A 19178-nucleotide genomic window follows, 5' to 3' on the forward strand; every position below is an offset into this window, starting at 1 on the left:
CCCCCGTTCCCCGACGACTCAGCCGATGTTGTCCACCGCGGACTTAGCCCGCTGGATCGTCGACTGCGCCGTACCGTCGTTCTGCTCCAACGTCGACTTCAACAGCCCGATGATGTTCCGCACCTCAGTCGACGCACGGTTCCACCGCTGCTCCTTGCCGTGGTACTCATCCGCCACACCATCAGCCGTGAAGTCAGCCATCGCCGCCTTCACCTGCCGATCACGCTGACCGATCACCTCCTCCAGCCGCGCCACCACCGCCTGGATGTTCCCCTGCGCATCCGCCGACGCACCCGTGTCGTACGACCGACGATCCGAACCCGCACCAGCCATCACAAACCACTCCCCGTGAAAAGAAGAAAGAACCCGACCGACCAGAAGCGCCGAGTCTCAGCGAGCGCCGAAACGCGCCGCGTCGAAGTTCGCCGCCGACATCTGCTGCCGCGCGTTGTCACCCTGCTCCTGATCGCCCGACGAGAACGCCGAGTCCATCCCCGACTGACCACCCAGGATCCCCGACAACGACGCGTTCAGATCGTTCGCGATCTCATCCGCACGCGCCTTGAACTGATCGAACATCGCACGGCCCGTACCGTTGAACTTGCCCTCCAACGGCGTCGCCGCCTGCACCAACTGCTTGATCAGCGAACCCAGATCATCACTCGACCCACGCGAATCACGCTGCAACGTCGACAACGTCTGCGCACCCATGTCGAACTTCATGTCGAAACCGCCTCCCCCGGTGAGGTCTGTCTGTCACGTCCGTGACCGTACGCACCTCCATCTGTAGCAAGTCCTCGGTTGCCGGTGCAATCGCGAAGCCGCAGTAGTTACAGGGGTGGCACAAACGGACGTTCAGGGGACCGGATGCGCTGCCGGTGCCACCGCCGTCGGGCCCTCACGGCACACCAGCAGCAGAGCCCGGTCATCGTTGACGTCCTTGGCGACCGCCTCGATGAGATGCCAGGCGGCGCCCTGGAAGCCGCCGGCGACATAGCGGTCGGCCTCGCCGGTGAGACGGTCGATGCCCTCGACGATGTCGCGGTCGGAGGTCTCCACCAGTCCGTCGGTGAAGAGCATCAGGACGTCTCCAGGGCGCAGGGAGCCCTTCACGGGGTCGAACTGGGCGCCCTCGTAGACGCCCAGCAACGGTCCCTCGGCGGCCTTCTCCTCCCAGCGGCCGCTGCCCGCGCTGAGCTGGAGGCCCGGCGGATGTCCGGCCGAGTAGAGCTCGTAGTCGCCTGAGTCGAGGTCCAGGACCAGGTGGATGGAGGTGGCGAAGCCCTCGTCCCAGTCCTGGCGGAGGAGGTAGCCGTTGGCGGCGGGGAGGAAGGCGTGCGGCGGCAGGGAGCCGAGGAGGCCGCCGAAGGCACCCGACAACAGCAGCGCCCGCGATCCGGCGTCCATGCCCTTGCCGGAGACGTCCGTCAGGACGACCTCCATGGTGCGGCCGCCGTTGGTGCGGGCCGCGACGACGAAGTCACCGGAGAAGGACTGGCCGCCGGCCGGGCGCAGGGCCATCTCGCGGTGCCAGCCGTGCGGCAGCTTCGGCAGCTTGCTCTGGACCCGGATGCGTTCGCGCAGGTCGAAGAGCATGGTGCCGCCGCGTCTCCAGGGCACGCCGACCCGGCTGCGGAACTGGGCGATGAGCAGGCCGAAGAAACCGCATGCGGCCACGACCAGGACCACGCCCGGGGTGACCCGGGAGGGTCCCTGGGTGTACGGGCCGAGCTGGACGGACTCGACGATCAGCGCGGTGGCCGCCGCCGCGTACAGCCCGAGCAGGCTGGACGGGCGCAGCAGCAGACCGCCGGCGACGATCGGCAGGACCAGCGCGGCCGGTGAGCACCACACCGAGTTGGCGAGCGTGGTGGCCGCGATCAGCGGGACGGTGAGCAGCAGGAAGGCCAGCGCGATCCAGTCCGAACCGTCGCCGCGGAAGTAGTCGACGGCGCTCCGGCGCACGCCGGTGCGGACCCGGTGCATCAAGTGCTTCAACCGGGCCGTCAACGTCTCGGCTTCCGCGCGCCGCTGTCGTCCTTCTGCCATTAGTTCGGGACCCTATCCATCCAACCCGCCGCTTGGCACGGGAGGTCCCACTTGTCCCCCGTCCGAGGTTCAACTTCACAGTGAACTTCATGGAAAGCGCTCACGTGGCACGGAGGGAGAAATTCCCTGGCTCGTCCCGCAGTGGACTGCTAGGCATGGATGCATGACGACTGGGGCGACGACGACAGGGTCTACGGGCCGCGCGACCTCTTCTGACGCTGCCACGGCTCCTGGGGCCGAGCTGCGCGTGCTGCGGTCGGAGGACTGGGACCGGTGGTACGACGTGCTGCTGCGCGCCTTCGGCGGGGCCGCGGAGCCGGCCGAGGAACGGGAGTTGTGGCGTCGGCTCACCCCCTGCGAGCGGTCCGTGGGCGCCTGGGACGGTGCGGAGCCGGTCGGTACGGCGGGGGCGTTCGACTTCCGGCTGACCGTGCCGGGCGGGGCCTCGGTGCCCGCGGCGGGCGTGACCATGGTCGGGGTGAGCGCCACCCACCGGCGGCGGGGGCTGCTGACGTCGATGATGCGGCGCCAGCTGGACGACGTCCGGGCCTGGGGCGAGCCGCTCGCCGTCCTGACGGCCTCGGAGCCGGTGATCTACGGCCGGTTCGGCTACGCGGCGGCGACGTTCGGCCTGCACGCCGAGATCGACACCGGCCGGGTCCGCCTGTCCGTACCGGCCGGTACGGACGACGTACGGCTGACGTACGCCGATCCGCGCGCGACGCTGGACACCTGCGAGGCGGTGTACGCGCGCACGGTGACCCTGCGGCCCGGGATGCTGGACCGGCGGCCCGGCTGGGAGGAGCTGGCGGTGCTGGCGGCGGAGGCCGAGCGGGACGGGGCGTCGCCTTTGCAATGCGTGCTCGCGGAGCGGGAGGGGCGGGTGACCGGTTACGTCCGCTTCCGGGTGCGGCCGCAGTACACGGACAGCGGGCACAACGGTCAGGTGCAGCTCCAGGACCTCGTGTCGCTGGACCCGGTGTCGGAGGCGGCGCTGTGGCGGTTCCTGTTCGGGATCGACCTGACGAGTTCGCTGAAGGTACGGGGGCGGCCGCTGGACGAGGCGTGGCAGTACCAGGTGTCCGACATCCGCCGGTGCGAGCTGCGGGTGCGCGACCAGTTGTACGTACGGCTGGTGGACCTGGGCGCGGCGCTCCAGGCGCGGACGTACCAGGCGCCGGTGGATGTGGTGCTGGAGGTCGAGGACGCGTTCTGCCCGTGGAACGCGGGGCGTTGGCGGCTGTCCGGCGATCCGAAGGGCGCGGTGTGCGAGCGTACGACGGACGCGGCCGACCTCGCCGTGTCGGTGCGGGAGCTGGGGGCGGCGTATCTGGGCGGGGTGAGCCTGGCCGCGCTCGGGGCGGCCGGGCGGGTGCGTGAACTGCGGGAGGGGGCGCTGGCGGCGGCCGCCGCGGGGTTCGGTTCGGCGGTGGCGCCCTGGCTGCCGCACGGCTTCTGACGTCCCGCCGGTCCCGCCGGTTTCAGTTCTGCTGGCAGGTGGGGCACCAGAAGAGGTTGCGGGCGGCGAGGTCGGCGGTGCGGATCCCGTCGCCGCAGAGGTGGCAGGGCAGGGTGGCCCGGCGGTAGACGTACACCTCGCCGCCGTGGTCGTCGACGCGCGGCGGGCGGCCCATCGCCTCGGGCGTGTGCTCGGGGCGGACGGTGTCGATGCGGTTGTTGCGGACGCCCTCGCGCATGAGGGCGACGAGGTCGGCCCAGATCGCGTCCCACTCGGCGGGGGTGATGTCCCGGCCGGGGCGGTACGGGTCGATGTGGTGCCGGAAGAGGACCTCGGCGCGGTAGACGTTGCCGACGCCGGCGATGACCTTCTGGTCCATGAGGAGCGCGGCGATCGTCGTACGGCTGCGGGAGACGCGGGCGTAGGCCCTGGCGGGGTCGGCGTCGGGGCGCAGCGGGTCGGGGCCGAGCCGGGCGTGTATGGCCTCTTTCTCGGCGTCGGTGACCAGGGCGCAGGTCGTGGGGCCGCGCAGATCGACGTAGGCGGTGGTGTTCGCGAGGCGCAGACGGACGGTGTCGGTGGGTGGTGGCGCGGGGGCGGGGCCGAAGGCGACCTTGCCGAAGAGGCCGAGGTGGATGTGGATCCACTCGTCGTCGCGGAAGCCGAGGAAGAGGTGCTTGCCGTGGGCCTCGGTGCCGGTGAGTCCGGCGCCGTCCAGGAGCGCGGCGGCGTCGGAGAACTTGCCCTGCGGACTGGTCACCCGGGGTGCCGTTCCGCGGAACCGGTCACCGTAGTCCAGCGCGAGCCGGTGGATCGTGTGCCCCTCTGGCACGGTCGCCGTGTCCTTCCTCGGTGGGAGGGCGGAGGTCCTCGGACCCCCGCCCCCGCCGCCTGCCGCTCTCGGTCCTGGCTGTCAGTCCTGCTGTCAGTCCTGCTGTCAGTCCTGCTGCGGGTGGTGGGCCGGGATCGCCGGGAGGTCGCCCGTCGTCTCGTAGCCGGCCAGCATGTCGATACGGCGGATGTGGCGCTCGTCGCCCGAGAACGGGGTGGCGAGGAAGGTCTCGACGAACTTGGTGGCCTCGTCGGTGGTGTGCATCCGGGCGCCGACGGCGACGACGTTGGCGTCGTTGTGCTGGCGGCCGAGGGACGCGGTCTCCTCGCTCCAGGCGAGGGCCGCACGGACGCCCTTCACCTTGTTCGCGGCGATCTGCTCACCGTTGCCGGAGCCGCCGATCACGATGCCGAGGGCGTCCTTGTCCGCGGCCGTCCGCTCCGCGGCGCGGAGGCAGAAGGGCGGGTAGTCGTCCTGGGCGTCGTAGATGTGGGGGCCGCAGTCGACCGGGTCGTGGCCCGCCGCCCTGAGCCATTCGACGAGGTGGTTCTTGAGTTCGAAGCCGGCATGGTCCGAGCCGAGATACACGCGCATGGGACGAGTGTGTCATGCGGGTCGCCGGGCAGCGGCGCCGGGCGGCGGCGCCCGCCCTCGCGCAAGCCGGAGCACCGCGCAGGTCAGAGCACCGCGCAGGTCAGAGCACCGTGAAGCTCTCCTTCACCTCGTCGTACGTCTTCAGGGCGTCCGCCTCCACCGCCGGCCGGTACCAGGTGTTGATCTGGTACGACTTCCCCGCCTGGTCGAAGCCGAGGAGCCGGGCGTGCCAGCGGGCGCCCTGGAGCGTGAAGGTGTACTCCCAGACGACCGCCGGGCGGCCCTTGTACGTCGTCTCCTCCAGGCGGATCTTGCGGTAGTCGCGGCCTTGCCGGGCGTTCTGCTCCGAGGTCCGCCAGGTGTCCATCAGATCGCCGCGGGCGAGGGCGGACTTGGCGGCGAGCTCCTGGGTGCCGTCGGGCGAGGTGTAGTGCACCTCGGCGCCCGTCTTCACGTCCCGCCGCCAGCCCTTGGGGGTCGCCCAGGCGTACCCCCCGGCCTCCTGGTGCGCGCCCGGCGGCAGACTCGGCGGCCTGGACGTCCCCTCGACGGTGGCCGAGGGGCTGCCGGACGCCGGGGAGGCCGGCGCGGACGGTGACGGCTTCGGCGAGGCCCCGCCGCCCGCCCGGTCCCCGTCCCCGCCCGACCAGGGCGCCAGCACAAGGACGACGCCGACGACCACCGCGACGAGCCCGGCCCCGGCCAGGACCCACCCCCTCCCGCGGGCGGCGACGGCGGGACCGGAAGCGGATTCCGCCGCCCGCGCCCGCCCGTCCGGCGCCTCCGGAGGCACCCCCGCCCGGGTGGGGCTGCGCAGGGCGCGGGTCGGGGGTTCGTCCGGGTGGGCCACCGGGCGGAGGGACTCCTCCAGCGCGGGCAGGGAGGGGCGGGCCTCCGGGGTCTTCTCCAGGAGGGCGCGCAGGACGCCGGTCAGCGGGCCCGCCCCGGCGGGGAGGGTGGGCTCCTCGTAGAGGACCGCGTGCAGCGTCGCCAGCGTGGTGTCGCGGGAGAACGGGGAGTGACCGGCCAGCGCCGCGCAGAGGGTCGCGCCGAGGGACCAGACGTCGGACGGCGGTCCCTGCGGGCGGCCCGAGATGCGCTCCGGGGCCATGTAGTCCGGGGAGCCGACCAGCATGCCGACCATGGTCAGCGCCTTGGCGTCCTGGATCGCCGCGATGCCGAAGTCGGTGAGGACGACCCGCCCGCCCCGCTCCACCAGCACGTTCCCCGGTTTGATGTCCCGGTGCAGGACGCCCCCCGCGTGCACCTGCCGCAGCGCCTGCACCAGCCCGAGGCCGATCCTGGCGGTCTCGCGCGGCCCCAGCGGCCCCTCCTCGGCCATGACCCGCTCCAGCGAGCGGCCGGCCACCAGCTCCATGACGATCCACAGGCGTTCGCCCTCGTCGACGACGTCGTAGACCCGCACCACGTTGGGGTGGTCGATACGGGCGGTGGCCCGGGCCTCGCGCAGGGTGCGCTCCCGGCGGGTGCGGCCGTCCTCGGGGTCGAGTCCGTCGATCCGCATCTCCTTCACGGCGACCTGCCGGTCGAGCACGTCGTCGGTGGCCCGCCACACGCGTCCCATTCCCCCCTGGCCGATACTCTCGACCAGCCGGTAGCGCCCCGTCACCAGCAGCCCCGGAACACCCCCGCTCACCGAATTCCCGGGATTCCCAGAATTCACCGAACTTCTCGGGTCTTTCGGACTCCCCCCCATTCCCGGCAATTCCCTGCGCCCCCTCCCCTTTCCCATACCGCCAACACAATGGTCACACTTCGCGGCGTATCTGCATAGTGCGGAGAAATCTTGTGGTACCTCTTCAGGTACTGCGCATTCTGACGCAGCCAAAGGGGGGACGAACATGAGTTCTCGCCGTTCGGCGACCATCGTCGGCTCACTCACCGCCGCTTCACTGGCGACGGTGCTGATCTTCGCCGCCCCGGCAGGCGCGGACAGCGACAAGGGGGGAAAGGCCGTCGACGAGGCTCCGACGGGCGTGCGGCTGACCACACTGCTGCCCGAGCGGATCTCGGTCGACAACGACTCCGGAAAAACCTCCCTCACCGCCACGGTGAAGAACGGGGGGACCAAGGACAGCGGAGAGATCAGGATGTGGATCGTCGGATTCGACGGCCTCACGGTGACAAACGTCCAGGGCTGCACGGCGATCGCCGAGAAGGATCTCCCGGACGGTTCGAACAGCGGTTTCTCCTGCACCGTCGACCGGCTCGCGGCGGGCGACTCGAAGTCGTACTCCGTCGACGCCACCTTCGCGCTCGACAAGACCGGAAGGATCTGTCTGCCCGTGCAGAGCGCCGACGGGAAGAAGACGTTCTGGCAGCAGGGCCCGGTGCCGTTCGGTACGACGAACCCGGCGCCGAACGCCCCCGCCACCCCGCTGCTGCTCGGCACGGACAACACCCCCACGGCACCCGGCGGCGACGAGCTGCCGAAGACGGGCGCGGGCGAGGACCTGCTGCCCCTCGGCGCGACCGGGATCGCCCTGCTCACGGCGGGCACGGCCGGACTGTGGTGGACCCGGCGCCGCCCGCAGGGCTGACACCTGTTCCCTCCGGAAACGCGGAAGAGGTCCGCCGGGTCGCGTCACGACCCGGCGGACCTCTTCCGCACCGACCGAGTGTCAGCGGTCGGCGAACTTCCAGGCCGTGGGCAGCAGCCCCATCGCCAGCAGCGCCTTGACCGCGTCGCCGATCAGGAACGGGGTGAGGCCGACGGAGACGGCGGTGGTGAAGGGGATACCGGCCGCGTAGGCGAGGTAGGGGACGCCGACGGCGTAGATGATCGCCTCGCCGACCAGCATCGCGCCCGCGGTGCGCCACACGCCGCGGTCCGCGCCCCGGCGGGCCAGCGCGCCCACGGCGGCGGACGCGAGGATCATGCCGACGATGTAGCCGAAGGAGACGGACAGGCCGGAGGAGCCGTCCGCGAACCACGGGACACCGGCGAGGCCGGCCAGCGCGTACAGCACGAGCGCGGAGACACCGCGGCGGGCCCCGAGGGAGGTGCCGACGAGGAGCGCGGCGAAGGTCTGTCCGGTCACCGGGACCGGGGAGCCGGGGACGGGCACCGCGATCTGGGCCGCGAGGCCGGTGAGCGCGGCTCCGCCGAGCACGAGCGCGACGTCACGGACGCGGGACGCGGGCAGGAGGTCGGCGAGGACCCGTCCGGGGCTGGCGCTGGCGGCGGCGGTGCTCATGGGGACTCCGCGGGGAGAAGGGGAGGTCGGGGACACCGTGACGCTATCCCAGGGGTCCTCGGGCACCCACCGTCAGTGGTCGACAAAGAGGGCGGCGGGAGCTTGATGGGATCTTCACAAAGGATGCCCGCTACACCGTTCCGGGCGTGACAACGATCACTGAGGTGACGAGGTGTGTCTCACCGGCCGCCATGTCAGGGGATTGTGAACACTCACCAAAGGAATCCTAGTGCTCTGGTCGGATTCACCTTTCCTGCCCTACGCTTCCAGACATGGTTGCCCAGGCCCTGAACCACACGTCGCGTCGCTATGTCGACCTGCGACGCCAGGGCACGGCCACCTGTCGCCGCCCGGTCTGAGGCGGGCCCGGCCCGCCTCGGCCTCCGAGACATGTCGGCCCCCCCCTGCTCCGAGGACGGTCAACCATGCCCCGTACCGCGGCACCCCCCGCTCCCCGTACATCCCCCGTCCCCCGGGTCGCCGACAGCGACCGGCGGCGCACCAGTGCCAGTGTGATCCTGCGGTCCGTGCTGGAACACGGCCCGGTCGCCCGCTCCACCATCGCCCGGCTGACCGGGCTGTCCCCGGCCGCTGTCACCGACCACTGCACCCGGCTCACGGCCCTCGGCCTGATCCGGGAGTCGGCCGCGCCCCGGCGCAGCAACGGGGCCGGCCGGCCGCACGTCCCCGTCGACCTGGACGACTCGCGGTGGGTGGTCGGCGGGGTCCATGTGGCCGTGCCGTACACCACGGTCGCGCTGCTCGACCTGCGCGGACGGGTGCTGGCGCGCCGCGAGGTGAAGCACCGCGGCACCGAGCCGTACGAGGTGCTGGCGCGGGCCGCCGAGGGGCTGGCGGCGCTGCTGACGGAGGCGGCGGACAGCCGGCCGCTGGGGGTCGGGGTCGCCGTCGGCGGCTGGGTGGACCGGGACTCGGGGACCGTCGTCGAGCATCCGCTGCTCGGCTGGCGCGAGGTGCCGGTGCGGGAGCTGCTCGGCGCGCACACCGGGCTGCCGGTCCATGTCGACGGGCACGCGCGGGCGTTGGTGAACGCGGAGCGGCTGTTCGGGCGGGTGCGCGGCAGCCGCAGTGTGCTGCATCTGTTCGTGGGGAACGTGGTCGACGCGGCGTTCGCCACCCATGACGAGGTGCACCACGGGCCCCGTTCCCAGGCGGGGGCCGTCGCGCATCTGCCGCTGACCGGCGGCACCGAGCCCTGCTCCTGCGGCCGGACCGGCTGCCTCCAGGTCGAACTGAGCGAGCGGACGCTGTGCCGGCGAGCCCGGGAGGCGGGGGTCGCGGACGGGGTGAACCCGATGGCCGTGCTCGCCGCGGCGCAGGCGGGGAACCCGGTGGCGGTCCGGCTGCTGCGGGAGCGGGCCCGGATGACGGGACGGGCGGCGGGGCTGCTGCTGGACGTCCTCAACCCGGAACGGGTCGTCGTCACCGAGGTGGGCGTGCTGCACCGGGAGGACTGCCTCGCGGCGCTGCGGGCGGAGGTGGGGGCGGAGCGGGCGGGGAGTGTCGTGCCGACGAGCTTCGGGAACTCCGTGCTCGCCGTGGCGGGCGGCGCGGTGGCCCTCGACGTGCTGTACCGGGATCCGCTGACCGCGTCGCCCGTACCGAATTAATTCAGAAACTCCGAATGTTGACAGGCATCGCACGCGGAACGGACGATGATTCCATGAGCTGTCGCACTCTCTGTTGCTGACGCCCCGGTGCGCCGGGAGCGCGCCCTTCCTCCTGCGTTTCCCGCAGTCTTTTCCCGCGTGAGTTCCCTTTTCCGCCCGTGGAATTCCGCATGCCTTTTTTCACCGCTTTCCCCTGAGGGGTACTCCCATGTCTTCGTCCCTTGACCGCCGCCTGTTCCTCACCTCGCTGCTCGGTGCCGCCGCCGGTGTCGCCGGGCTCAGCGGCTGCGCCGAGAGCAGTGCCGCCGCCACCGGCAAGGGCACCGCCACGGCCCCGCTCGCCACGAAGGTGCCCGCCGGCACCAGCCTGAAGATCGCCTCGTACCTGAACACGCAGCAGCTCCAGTTCAAGCTGGCGAAACTGCCGGACCTGCCGTTCACGGTGTCGAGCTGGGTGAACATCGGGGCCGGTCCCGATGTCATCAACGCCTTCCGGGCGAAATCCCTGGACCTGGCGAACAACGCGGGCATCCCGCCGATCCAGGCGCATTACCAGGGCTATGACGCGAAGATCGTCGCGATCAACATCACCCGGAAGCCGAATTATCTCTTCGCCACCAAGCCCGGCAGCGACATCCGCACGGTCGAGGACTTCAAGGGGAGGAAGCTGGCGTTCTCGCAGGGCCAGGCGCAGGGTGTCGTCCTGCTGCGGGCGCTGAAGAAGGCCGGCCTGAAGTACGACGAGGTCACGCTGGTCCCGCTGACCAGCAACCAGTTCCTGACCGCCCTGCAGTCCGGTCAGGTCGACATCGCCCCGCTCGCCAACAGCCAGGCTCCCGCCTACCTCCAGCAGTACGGCTCCAAGGGCGCCCGCTCGATCACCACCGACGTCGTCGACCTGCTGAACCTGCTGTGGGCGCCGGTGTCGGTGCTGGGCGACAAGGCGAAGGCGGCCGCGATCGCCGCGTACGTCCCGCAGTGGGCCAAGGGCCAGGTATGGCAGTACGAGAACCCCGGCATCTGGAACGAGGAGTTCTACGTCAGGACGCAGAACCTGACCTCCGCCCAGGCCGAGGCGATCTCCGACCTCGCCAACAAGCCGCTGTTCCCGCCGAGCTGGGACGAGGCGATCGCCTGGGAGCAGGAGACCGCCGATCTGCTCGCCGAGGGCGGCTTCGTGAAGAAGTTCGACGTCTCCTCCCTCTTCGACCACCGCTTCGAGGGCATCGCCGCGAAGTCCGTACCCGCCGAGTACCGGAGCTGACCGCCATGACCACCACCACGCTGGGCACGGCCGCCCCCGTCGCCGTGGCCGAGCGGCCGCCCCGCCGGCGCCGCCGCAGCCTCTCCCCCGGTAAACGCCTGCCCGCCGCCCGGCTCGCCGGGCCCCTCCTGCTGATCGCCCTGTGGGCCGCCGCCTCCGCCGCGGGCCGGCTCGACCCCGGCGCGATCCCGGCGCCCTGGACCGTCCTCGGGACGGGCGCCCGGCTGTGGACCGACGGGACCCTGCCCACCGATGTCCTCACCTCCCTCGAACGCGCCGGGTACGGCTTCGCGATCGGGCTGACCGCCGGGGTGGTGCTGGCGCTCGTGTCCGGGCTCAGCCGGACCGGGGAGGCGCTGATCGACGGGACCGTGCAGCTCAACCGGGCGATCCCGGTGCTCGGGCTGATCCCGCTGTTCATCCTGTGGCTGGGCATCGGCGAGACCTTCAAGATCGCGATCATCGCGATCGTCGTCTACATCCCGATCTATCTGAACACGCATGCCGCGCTGTCCGGCATCGACCACCGGTTCGTCGAACTCGCCGAGGTGCAGGGCCTGTCGAGGCTGCAGTTCGTCCGGCAGATCGTGATCCCCGGCGCCCTGCCCGGATTCTTCGTGGGACTCCGGCTCGGCGTCACCGGATCCTGGCTCGGTCTGGTGGTCCTGGAGCAGATCAACGCCACCAGCGGCCTGGGCTACATGATGTTCCAGGCCCAGAACTACGGCCAGTCGGACGTCATCCTGGTCGGTCTGCTGATCTACGGCGTCTTCGGCCTGGTCTCCGACAGCGCGGTCCGCATCGTCGAACGGAGGGTGCTGTCGTGGCGCCGCACACTGAGCAACTGACCCGTCCCGCCGTACGGTTGCGGGGCCTGGCCCGGTCCTTCGACGGACGGACCGTCCTCGACGGCATCGACCTGGACATCCCCGCCGGACAGTTCGTCGCCCTGCTCGGGCACAGCGGCTCCGGCAAGTCCACCCTGCTCCGGGCGGTCGCCGGCCTGGACCACGAGGTCGCCGGGAGCGGGGAACTGACGGCGCCCGAGCGGGTGTCGGTCGTCTTCCAGGACTCCCGGCTGCTGCCCTGGCGGCGGGTGCTGGACAACGTCCTGCTGGGCACGGACGGCGAGGAGAAGGGGCGGGCGGCCCTCGCCGAGGTGGGGCTCGCCGGCCGGGAGCGGGCCTGGCCGAACGAGCTCTCCGGCGGCGAGGCACAGCGCGCCGCACTCGCCCGCTCGCTGGTCCGGGAGCCCGAACTGCTGCTGGCCGACGAGCCGTTCGGCGCGCTCGACGCGCTCACCCGGATCAGGATGCACGCCCTGCTGCGGGAGCTGTGGAAGCGGCACCGCCCGTCGGTGCTGCTCGTCACCCACGACGTGGACGAGGCGATCGTGCTCGCCGACCGGGTCCTCGTCCTCGACCACGGCCGGATCGGCCTCGACCTGACCATCGACCGCCCCCATCCGCGCTCGTACCGCGATCCGCTGCTGGGCGAGTACCGCGAGCGGCTGCTGGCCGCGCTGGGCGTCACGGAGGACCACCAATGAGTTCGAGAAAGCTGCACCTCAACGCGTTCCTGATGAACACCGGGCACCACGAGGCGTCCTGGCGGCTCCCGGAGAGCGACCCGCACGCCCATGTGGAGCTGGACCACTATGTCGAGCTCGCGCGGACCGCCGAGCGCGGCACCTTCGACTCCCTCTTCCTGGCCGACGGACCGCAGCTGTGGAGCAGTGTCGCGCAGCGCCCGGCCGGGGCGCTGGAGCCGCTGACGCTGCTCACCGCGCTGGCGACCGCGACCCGGCACATCGGGCTGATCGCGACCGCCTCCACGTCCTACAACTCCCCCTACAACCTGGCCCGCACGTTCGCCTCACTGGACATCATCAGCGGCGGCCGGGCGGGCTGGAACATCGTCACCACGGCGGGCGCGGAGGCCGCCCGCAACTTCGGCCTGGACGCGGAGCCCGCGCACGCCGAACGGTACGCGCGGGCCGCCGAGTTCCTGGACGTGGCGCTGAAGCTCTGGGACAGCTGGGAGGACGACACGATCCTCGCCGACAAGGCGTCCGGGGTGTGGGGCGACGACGCCAAGATCCATCCGCCCCGGCACCGGGGAACGTACTTCAGCGTCGAGGGCGCCCTCAACGTCCCGCGCAGCCCGCAGGGTTACCCGCTGCTGGTGCAGGCCGGGTCCTCGGAGGACGGCAAGGCGTTCGCGGCCCGGTACGCGGAGGCGGTGTTCACCGCGCAGCAGACGCTGGCCGACGCGCAGGCCTTCTCCGCCGACCTCAAGGCGCGCACGGCGGCGGCCGGCCGCGACCCCGGGCACCTCAAGGTGCTGCCGGGCATCGTGCCGGTGCTCGGCTCCACGGAGGCGGAGGCCCGGGCGAACGAGCAGCTGCTGGAGGACCACATCGTCCACCGGCACGGGGTGGCCAACCTGGAGCGGCTGCTGCAACTGCCCCCCGGCGCCCTGGAGCTGGACGCCGAGCTGCCGGACGGCCTGCCCTCCGAGGACGCCGTCGAGGGCGCCAAGAGCCGCTACACGCTGGTGGTGGAGCTGGCCCGCCGTGAGCGGCTGACCGTACGGCAGCTGATCGGGCGGCTCGGCGGCGGGCGCGGGCACCTCACCTTCGCGGGGACGCCCGAGCAGGTCGCCGACAAGATCGAGACCTGGTTCACCCAGGGCGCCGCCGACGGCTTCAACATCATGCCCGCCGTGCTGCCCTCCGGTCTGACCGCCTTCGTCGACCAGGTCGTCCCGATCCTGCGCGCCCGCGGCCTGCTCCGTACGGAATACGGCCCCCGCCGGACCCTGCGCGAGCGCTACGGCCTGCCGCGCCCCGCCAACCAGTACGTCAAGACACCCGCCCTGGTCTGAGAGGACACCCCCATGACACTCGACATCCGCAAGCTCACCGCGAACATCGGCGCCCACGTCTTCGGCGTCGACATCTCCAGGCCCCTCGACGAGGAGACCTACGCCGCGCTCCGCGAGGCGCTCAACGTCCACAAGGCGCTGGTCTTCGACGAGGTGAACCTCGACGACGAGTCCCACCAGGCCTTCGTGCGGCACTTCGGCGAGGTCACCACCGCCCACCCGACCGTGGCCTCGGTCGACGGCGCGCCGAACGTGCTGCCCGTCGACAGCGAGCGCGGCCGGGCCGCCAACCACTGGCACACCGACGTGACCTTCGTCCTCAACCCGCCCCAGGCCACCACCCTGCGCAGCCTGACCGTCCCGCCGTACGGCGGCGAGACGCTGATCGCCAGCTCCGCGGCGGCCTACCGCGATCTGCCCGAGCCGCTGCGGCGGCTGGCCGACACCCTGTGGGCCGAGCACACCAACGACTACGACTACGCGGTGCCCGACGAGGCCCTCGACGAGGCACAGGCCGCCGCCCGCGCCCAGTTCACCTCCATCACGTACCGCACGGTCCACCCGGTGGTCCGCGTCCACCCGCTGACCGGGGAACGCGGCCTGTTCATCGGCGGGTTCGCCCAGCGGATCGTCGGTCTGTCGGTCGCCGAGTCCCGCAGGATCCTCGATCTGCTCCAGTCGTACGTGACCCGGCCCGAGAACGTCCTGCGCCACCGCTGGTCCGAGAACCAGCTCGTCGTCTTCGACAACCGGATCACCCAGCACTACGCCATCGACAACTACGACGGCGCACCGCGCCGGCTGCACCGGGTGACGGCCGCCGGAGACGTGCCGGTGGGCGTCGAGGGCAAGGAGAGCCACTCGATCGAGGGCAGCGCGGCGCACTACTCGGCCGTGGCGGCCTAGGCACGGTCCGGTCCGTACCGGACCCGCCCGGGGACGCGCGCCAGGGGCCAGCGCGCGTCCCCGGGCCGGCCGGGACGGGAGGCTCGGGTCAGGGCTTGCGGCCCAGGCCGCCGTGCTGGCCGATCGGGGTGGTGTCGGCGCCGGGGGCGGGGTGCCACAGGGGGACGGAGACGACTCCCGGGTCGACCAGGTCCAGGCCCTCGAAGTAGCCCTCGATCTGGTCGACCGGGCGCAGGAAGTAGGGGACCGCGCCGGTCTCGTTGTAGGCGTCCTGGGCCTGTTCGTAGACGGGGTCGGTGCCGCGGGAGCCCTCGTTGAGGGAGAGGTAGCTGCCGGAGGGCAGCCCGTCCAGGAAGGCGCGGACGAGGTCGCGGGCCCGGTCGTAGCCGTCGACGTGGCCGAGGATGCCGCTGAGGATCAGGGCCGTCGGCCGGGAGAGGTCGAGGGTCCGGGCGGCCGCCTCCAGGATGCGCTCGGGCTCGTAGAGGCTGAGGTCCTCGTAGGCGGTCGTGCCCTCGGGGCTGGAGGTGAGCAGGGCGCGGGCGTGGGCGAGGACCAGGGGGTCGTTGTCGACGTAGACGATCTTCGACTCGGGGGCCAGGCGCTGGGCGACCTCGTGGGTGTTGTCGACCGTGGGCAGCCCGGTGCCGACGTCGAGGAACTGGCGGATGCCCGCCTCCTCGACCAGGTGGGTGATGGAGCGGCCGAGGAAGGCGCGGCTGCTGCGGGCGATGGTGACGATGCCGGGGAAGACGGCGGTGTAGGCGTCACCCGCCGCCTCGTCCACCGGGTAGTTGTCCTTGCCGCCCAGCCAGTAGTTCCAGATGCGGGCCGAGTGGGGTACCGAGGTGTCGATCTCCGTCATGGAGCCCATGGTGCCCCCGCGAGGGCTGCTCGCGGGGGCGAACCTGCGCAGGAGTTGTCACAGATTGCTGAAGTCAGGGCCCTTGGTACGGGTGCGCTTGATCTCGTAGAAACCGGGGACCGAGGCGACCGCGACGGTGCCGTCCCAGAGGCGGGCGGCCTCCTCGCCCTTCGGGGCGGGGGTGACGACCGGGCCGAAGAAGGCGATCTGCTCGCCGTCGGGGCCGGGGACGGCGATCACCGGGGTGCCGACGTCCTGGCCGACCTTCTCGATGCCCTCCTTGTGGGAGGCGCGCAGCTGGGCGTCGAACTCGAAGTCGCTCTGCTCGGCGTACTCGATGAGGGAGGCGGGCAGGCCCACGTCCGCCAGCGCGCCGGCTATGGCCTCGACCGTCGGGCCCTCGCCGTTGTTGTGGATACGGGTGCCGAGCGCGGTGTAGAGCGGGCCGAGGACGTCGGCGCCGTGCAGCTGCCAGGCGGCGGTGACCACGCGCACCGGCTGCCAGGCCTGGACCGCGAGCATCTCGCGGTACTCCTCGGGCAGCTCGTCCAGCTTGTCCTCGTTGAGGACGGCGAGGCTCATGATGTGCCAGCGCACCTCGATGTCACGGACCTTCTCGACTTCCAGGACCCAGCGGGAGGTCATCCACGCCCAGGGGCACAGCGGATCGAACCAGAAGTCGACGGGGGTCTTCTCGGACATGTGTCTCCTCGGGAGATCTTCAAGGGAACTTCGAGAGAAAGGTGCTACCCCGCGTCAACACCGTCACGTGCGGCACGCATTCCCCGCTGCTGCGGTCAGGGGCGCGTGGCAGGATCACTCCTGTCCGTGTCACCCCTGTCCGTACACCGTCCGGCCACCCACGAGGGAGTACCGCCTGTGCCCGGTGAGAACCTGTCCCGCGACGAGGCCCGGGAGCGGGCCGCCCTGCTGTCCGTCGACGGGTACGACGTGTCCCTCGACGTGCGTTCGGCCGTGGACGACTCCGCAGGGGAGCGCACCTTCCGCTCGGTCACCACGATCCGCTTCCGCTGCAACGAGCCGGGCGCCGCGAGCTTCGCCGATCTGATCGCGCCGAGTGTGACGTCCGTCTCCCTCAACGGCCGCGATCTGGACCCGGGCGAGGTGTTCGACGGTTCCCGGATCCTGCTGGAGGACCTGGCCGCCGACAACGAGCTGGTGGTCGACGCGCGGTGCGCCTACTCGCGCACCGGCGAGGGCCTGCACCGGTTCGTCGATCCCGAGGACGGCGAGGTCTACCTCTACACGCAGTACGAGCCGGCCGACTCCCGCCGGGTCTTCGCCAACTTCGAGCAGCCCGACCTCAAGGCCCCGTTCCGCTTCGAGGTGCGGGCGCCCGAGGAGTGGACGGTGTGGAGCAACGGCGCCGGTGAGCGCGCCGACGGGGTGTGGCGGTTCGCGGAGACGAAGCCGATCTCGACGTACATCACCTGTGTGGTGGCGGGCCCGTACCACTACGTCACGGACTCCTACAGCCGTGACCTCGGGGACGGCACGACCCTGGAGATCCCGCTCGGCGCGATGTGCCGCAAGGGTCTCGCGCCCTACTTCGAGGCCGAGGACGTCTTCCTGATCACCAAGCAGGGTCTGGACTTCTTCCACGAGCACTTCGACTATCCGTACCCCTTCGGCAAGTACGACCAGGCGTTCGTGCCGGAGTACAACCTGGGGGCGATGGAGAACCCGGGGCTGGTGACCTTCCGGGAGGAGTACATCTTCCGGGGCAAGGTGACCCGGTTGTCGTACGAGCACCGGGCGAACGTCATCCTGCACGAGATGGCGCACATGTGGTTCGGCGACCTGGTCACCATGGAGTGGTGGGACGACCTGTGGCTGAAGGAGTCCTTCGCGGACTTCATGGGCTCCTTCTCGATGGTCGAGGCGACCCGCTTCACCGAGGGCTGGATCACCTTCGCCAACCGCCGCAAGGCCTGGGCGTACCGCGCCGACCAGCTGCCCTCCACCCACCCGGTCACCGCCGACATCCGCGACCTGCAGGACGCCAAGCTCAACTTCGACGGCATCACCTACGCCAAGGGCGCGTCCGTCCTCAAGCAGCTGGTGGCGTACGTCGGGCGGGACGCGTTCCTGGAGGGCGCCCGCCGCTACTTCAAGCGGCACGCGTACGGCAACACCCGCCTCGGCGACCTGCTGTCGGTGCTGGCGGAGACCAGCGGCCGGGACATGGGGGCGTGGGCGCGGTCCTGGCTCCAGACGGCCGGGGTGAACTCGCTGACCCCGCAGGTGCTGCTGGACCCCGAGGGCCGGATCGCCGAGCTCGCCGTGGTGCAGGAGGCCCCGGAGTCGCACCCCGAGCTGCGGCCGCACCGGGTGGCGATCGGCCTGTACCGCCGGGAGGAGGGCGCGCTGGTGCGGTACGCGCGGGTCGAGGCGGACGTCGACGGTCCGCGCACGGTCGTCACGGAGCTGGCCGGCGAGGCGGCCCCGGAGCTGGTGCTGGTCAACGACGACGACCTGACGTACTGCAAGATCCGCTTCGACGAGACCTCGCTGGAGACGCTGCACACGCACCTCGGCGACATCGCCGACCCGCTGGCCCGCGCCCTGTGCTGGTCGGCGCTGTGGAACCTGACCCGGGACGCGCTGCTGCCCGCGCGGGACTTCATCGCCCTGGTGCTGCGGTTCGCGGGGCGCGAGTCGGACATCGGGGTCCTCCAGATGCTGCACGCCTGGGCGGACTCGGCGCTGACGCACTATGTGGCGCCGCCGCTGCGGGCGACCGGGGCGCGGCTGCTCTCCGAGGGCGCCGAGCGCGAGCTGTACGCGGCCGGGCCGGGCAGTGAGCACCAGCTGGCGTGGGCGCGGTTCTTCGCGCAGACGGCCGAGGACCAGGGCGGTTTCGAGCTGCTCCAGGGTCTACTGGACGGCACCTCGGTGATCGAGGGGCTGGACGTCGACCAGGAGCTGCGGTGGACGTTCCTGGAGCCGCTGGTCGCGCACGGGTACGCCGACGAGAAGGCGCTGGAGGCGGAGCTGGCCCGGGACGACACCGCGTCCGGCCGGCGCCACCAGGTCCGCTGTCTGGCCGCGCGTCCCTCGGCGGCGGTCAAGGCGCAGGCGTGGGCGCAGGTGGTGGAGTCCGAGGAGCTCTCCAACGCGCTGACCGAGGCGACGATCGCGGGCTTCGCCCAGCCCTCCCAGCGGGAGCTGCTCGCGCCGTACGCGCAGAAGTACTTCGCGGCGATCGGGCGGGTGTGGTCCGAGCGGTCCATCCAGATCGCGATGACCGTCGTCAAGGGCCTGTACCCCTACCTCCAGGACTCCCCGCAGACCCTGGTGGAGACGGACGTCTGGCTCGCCGCCCACGACGCGGCGCCCCCGGCGCTGCGCCGGCTGGTCCTGGAGGCCTGGGACGACCTGGCCCGCGGCCTGCGCGGCCAGGCCTGTGATGCCAGGGCCGAAGAACACCACTAGCTCTGGCCATGGATTCCG

18 protein-coding genes are annotated in these 19178 nt (G+C 71.5%); 9 read left to right on the forward strand and 9 right to left on the reverse strand.

Going from position 1 to position 19178, the window contains the following annotated elements; all coding sequences use genetic code 11:
- Positions 1-18 precede the first annotated feature (18 nt).
- The 3 genes from ACYQ8Q_RS16515 to ACYQ8Q_RS16525 all read right to left on the reverse strand — a co-directional run bounded on the left by ACYQ8Q_RS16515 (position 19) and on the right by ACYQ8Q_RS16525 (position 2049).
- Positions 19-333, reverse strand: a complete 315-nt coding sequence (locus ACYQ8Q_RS16515) for a pore-forming ESAT-6 family protein (protein WP_359290079.1) — start codon at positions 331-333, stop codon at positions 19-21.
- Positions 334-390: 57 nt separating this feature from the next.
- Positions 391-723 carry a hypothetical protein gene (locus tag ACYQ8Q_RS16520; protein WP_133911612.1) on the reverse strand — a complete coding sequence of 111 codons (333 nt, stop codon included), beginning with the start codon at positions 721-723 and terminating at the stop codon, positions 391-393.
- Between the two features lie 132 nt (positions 724-855).
- On the reverse strand, positions 856-2049 hold the full coding sequence (locus tag ACYQ8Q_RS16525) for a SpoIIE family protein phosphatase (protein ID WP_460065668.1): 1194 nt from the start codon (positions 2047-2049) through the stop codon (positions 856-858).
- A gap of 247 nt (positions 2050-2296) precedes the next feature.
- Here ACYQ8Q_RS16525 and ACYQ8Q_RS16530 point away from each other — a divergent pair, with 247 nt between their 5' ends.
- On the forward strand, positions 2297-3508 hold the full coding sequence (locus ACYQ8Q_RS16530) for a GNAT family N-acetyltransferase (protein WP_460065670.1): 1212 nt from the start codon (positions 2297-2299) through the stop codon (positions 3506-3508).
- Between the two features lie 22 nt (positions 3509-3530).
- Here the strand turns inward: ACYQ8Q_RS16530 and ACYQ8Q_RS16535 are convergent, their stop codons facing one another.
- The 3 genes from ACYQ8Q_RS16535 to ACYQ8Q_RS16545 all read right to left on the reverse strand — a co-directional run bounded on the left by ACYQ8Q_RS16535 (position 3531) and on the right by ACYQ8Q_RS16545 (position 6519).
- Complete coding sequence (locus ACYQ8Q_RS16535) at positions 3531-4340, reverse strand: Fpg/Nei family DNA glycosylase (protein ID WP_460065672.1); 810 nt, start codon at positions 4338-4340, stop codon at positions 3531-3533.
- Positions 4341-4445: 105 nt separating this feature from the next.
- Positions 4446-4934, reverse strand: a complete 489-nt coding sequence (locus tag ACYQ8Q_RS16540; RefSeq protein WP_460065673.1) for a ribose-5-phosphate isomerase — start codon at positions 4932-4934, stop codon at positions 4446-4448.
- A 100-nt stretch (positions 4935-5034) separates the two neighbouring features.
- Positions 5035-6519, reverse strand: a complete 1485-nt coding sequence (locus tag ACYQ8Q_RS16545) for a protein kinase domain-containing protein (protein WP_460073347.1) — start codon at positions 6517-6519, stop codon at positions 5035-5037.
- Positions 6520-6796: 277 nt separating this feature from the next.
- Here ACYQ8Q_RS16545 and ACYQ8Q_RS16550 point away from each other — a divergent pair, with 277 nt between their 5' ends.
- A complete protein-coding gene (locus ACYQ8Q_RS16550) occupies positions 6797-7495 on the forward strand; it encodes an LPXTG cell wall anchor domain-containing protein (protein ID WP_460065675.1) in 699 nt (232 codons plus the stop codon).
- An 81-nt stretch (positions 7496-7576) separates the two neighbouring features.
- On the opposite strand, the gene ACYQ8Q_RS16555 is transcribed toward ACYQ8Q_RS16550, so the two are convergent.
- Positions 7577-8152 (reverse strand): biotin transporter BioY, encoded by a 576-nt coding sequence (locus tag ACYQ8Q_RS16555; protein ID WP_460065676.1) that lies wholly within the window; start codon positions 8150-8152, stop codon positions 7577-7579.
- 425 nt (positions 8153-8577) lie between these two features.
- Here ACYQ8Q_RS16555 and ACYQ8Q_RS16560 point away from each other — a divergent pair, with 425 nt between their 5' ends.
- The 6 genes from ACYQ8Q_RS16560 (at position 8578) to ACYQ8Q_RS16585 (ending at position 14839) form a co-directional block, all read left to right on the forward strand.
- The gene (locus ACYQ8Q_RS16560; protein WP_460065678.1) at positions 8578-9783 is read left to right on the forward strand and encodes an ROK family protein; all 1206 of its coding nucleotides are present in this window, start codon (positions 8578-8580) and stop codon (positions 9781-9783) included.
- Between the two features lie 208 nt (positions 9784-9991).
- Positions 9992-11047 (forward strand): ABC transporter substrate-binding protein, encoded by a 1056-nt coding sequence (locus ACYQ8Q_RS16565; RefSeq protein WP_460065679.1) that lies wholly within the window; start codon positions 9992-9994, stop codon positions 11045-11047.
- A 5-nt stretch (positions 11048-11052) separates the two neighbouring features.
- Positions 11053-11895 carry an ABC transporter permease gene (locus ACYQ8Q_RS16570; protein ID WP_460065681.1) on the forward strand — a complete coding sequence of 281 codons (843 nt, stop codon included), beginning with the start codon at positions 11053-11055 and terminating at the stop codon, positions 11893-11895.
- Positions 11871-12596, forward strand: coding sequence for an ABC transporter ATP-binding protein (locus ACYQ8Q_RS16575; RefSeq protein ID WP_460065682.1), 726 nt, complete (start codon positions 11871-11873; stop codon positions 12594-12596). The genes ACYQ8Q_RS16570 and ACYQ8Q_RS16575 overlap by 25 nt, the downstream gene beginning before the upstream one ends.
- Positions 12593-13933, forward strand: a complete 1341-nt coding sequence (locus tag ACYQ8Q_RS16580) for an LLM class flavin-dependent oxidoreductase (protein ID WP_460065685.1) — start codon at positions 12593-12595, stop codon at positions 13931-13933. The genes ACYQ8Q_RS16575 and ACYQ8Q_RS16580 overlap by 4 nt, the downstream gene beginning before the upstream one ends.
- A gap of 12 nt (positions 13934-13945) precedes the next feature.
- On the forward strand, positions 13946-14839 hold the full coding sequence (locus ACYQ8Q_RS16585) for a TauD/TfdA dioxygenase family protein (RefSeq protein WP_460065687.1): 894 nt from the start codon (positions 13946-13948) through the stop codon (positions 14837-14839).
- An 88-nt stretch (positions 14840-14927) separates the two neighbouring features.
- On the opposite strand, the gene ACYQ8Q_RS16590 is transcribed toward ACYQ8Q_RS16585, so the two are convergent.
- Both ACYQ8Q_RS16590 and ACYQ8Q_RS16595 read right to left on the reverse strand, forming a co-directional pair.
- A complete protein-coding gene (locus ACYQ8Q_RS16590; RefSeq protein WP_460065689.1) occupies positions 14928-15704 on the reverse strand; it encodes an SAM-dependent methyltransferase in 777 nt (258 codons plus the stop codon).
- 57 nt (positions 15705-15761) lie between these two features.
- Positions 15762-16406, reverse strand: a complete 645-nt coding sequence (locus ACYQ8Q_RS16595; protein WP_460065691.1) for a mycothiol-dependent nitroreductase Rv2466c family protein — start codon at positions 16404-16406, stop codon at positions 15762-15764.
- A 177-nt stretch (positions 16407-16583) separates the two neighbouring features.
- Here ACYQ8Q_RS16595 and pepN point away from each other — a divergent pair, with 177 nt between their 5' ends.
- Positions 16584-19160 carry an aminopeptidase N gene (gene pepN, locus ACYQ8Q_RS16600; protein ID WP_460065693.1) on the forward strand — a complete coding sequence of 859 codons (2577 nt, stop codon included), beginning with the start codon at positions 16584-16586 and terminating at the stop codon, positions 19158-19160.
- Positions 19161-19178: the final 18 nt, after the last annotated feature.

It is taken from the genome of Streptomyces sp. YKOK-I1 (genome assembly GCF_054660435.1).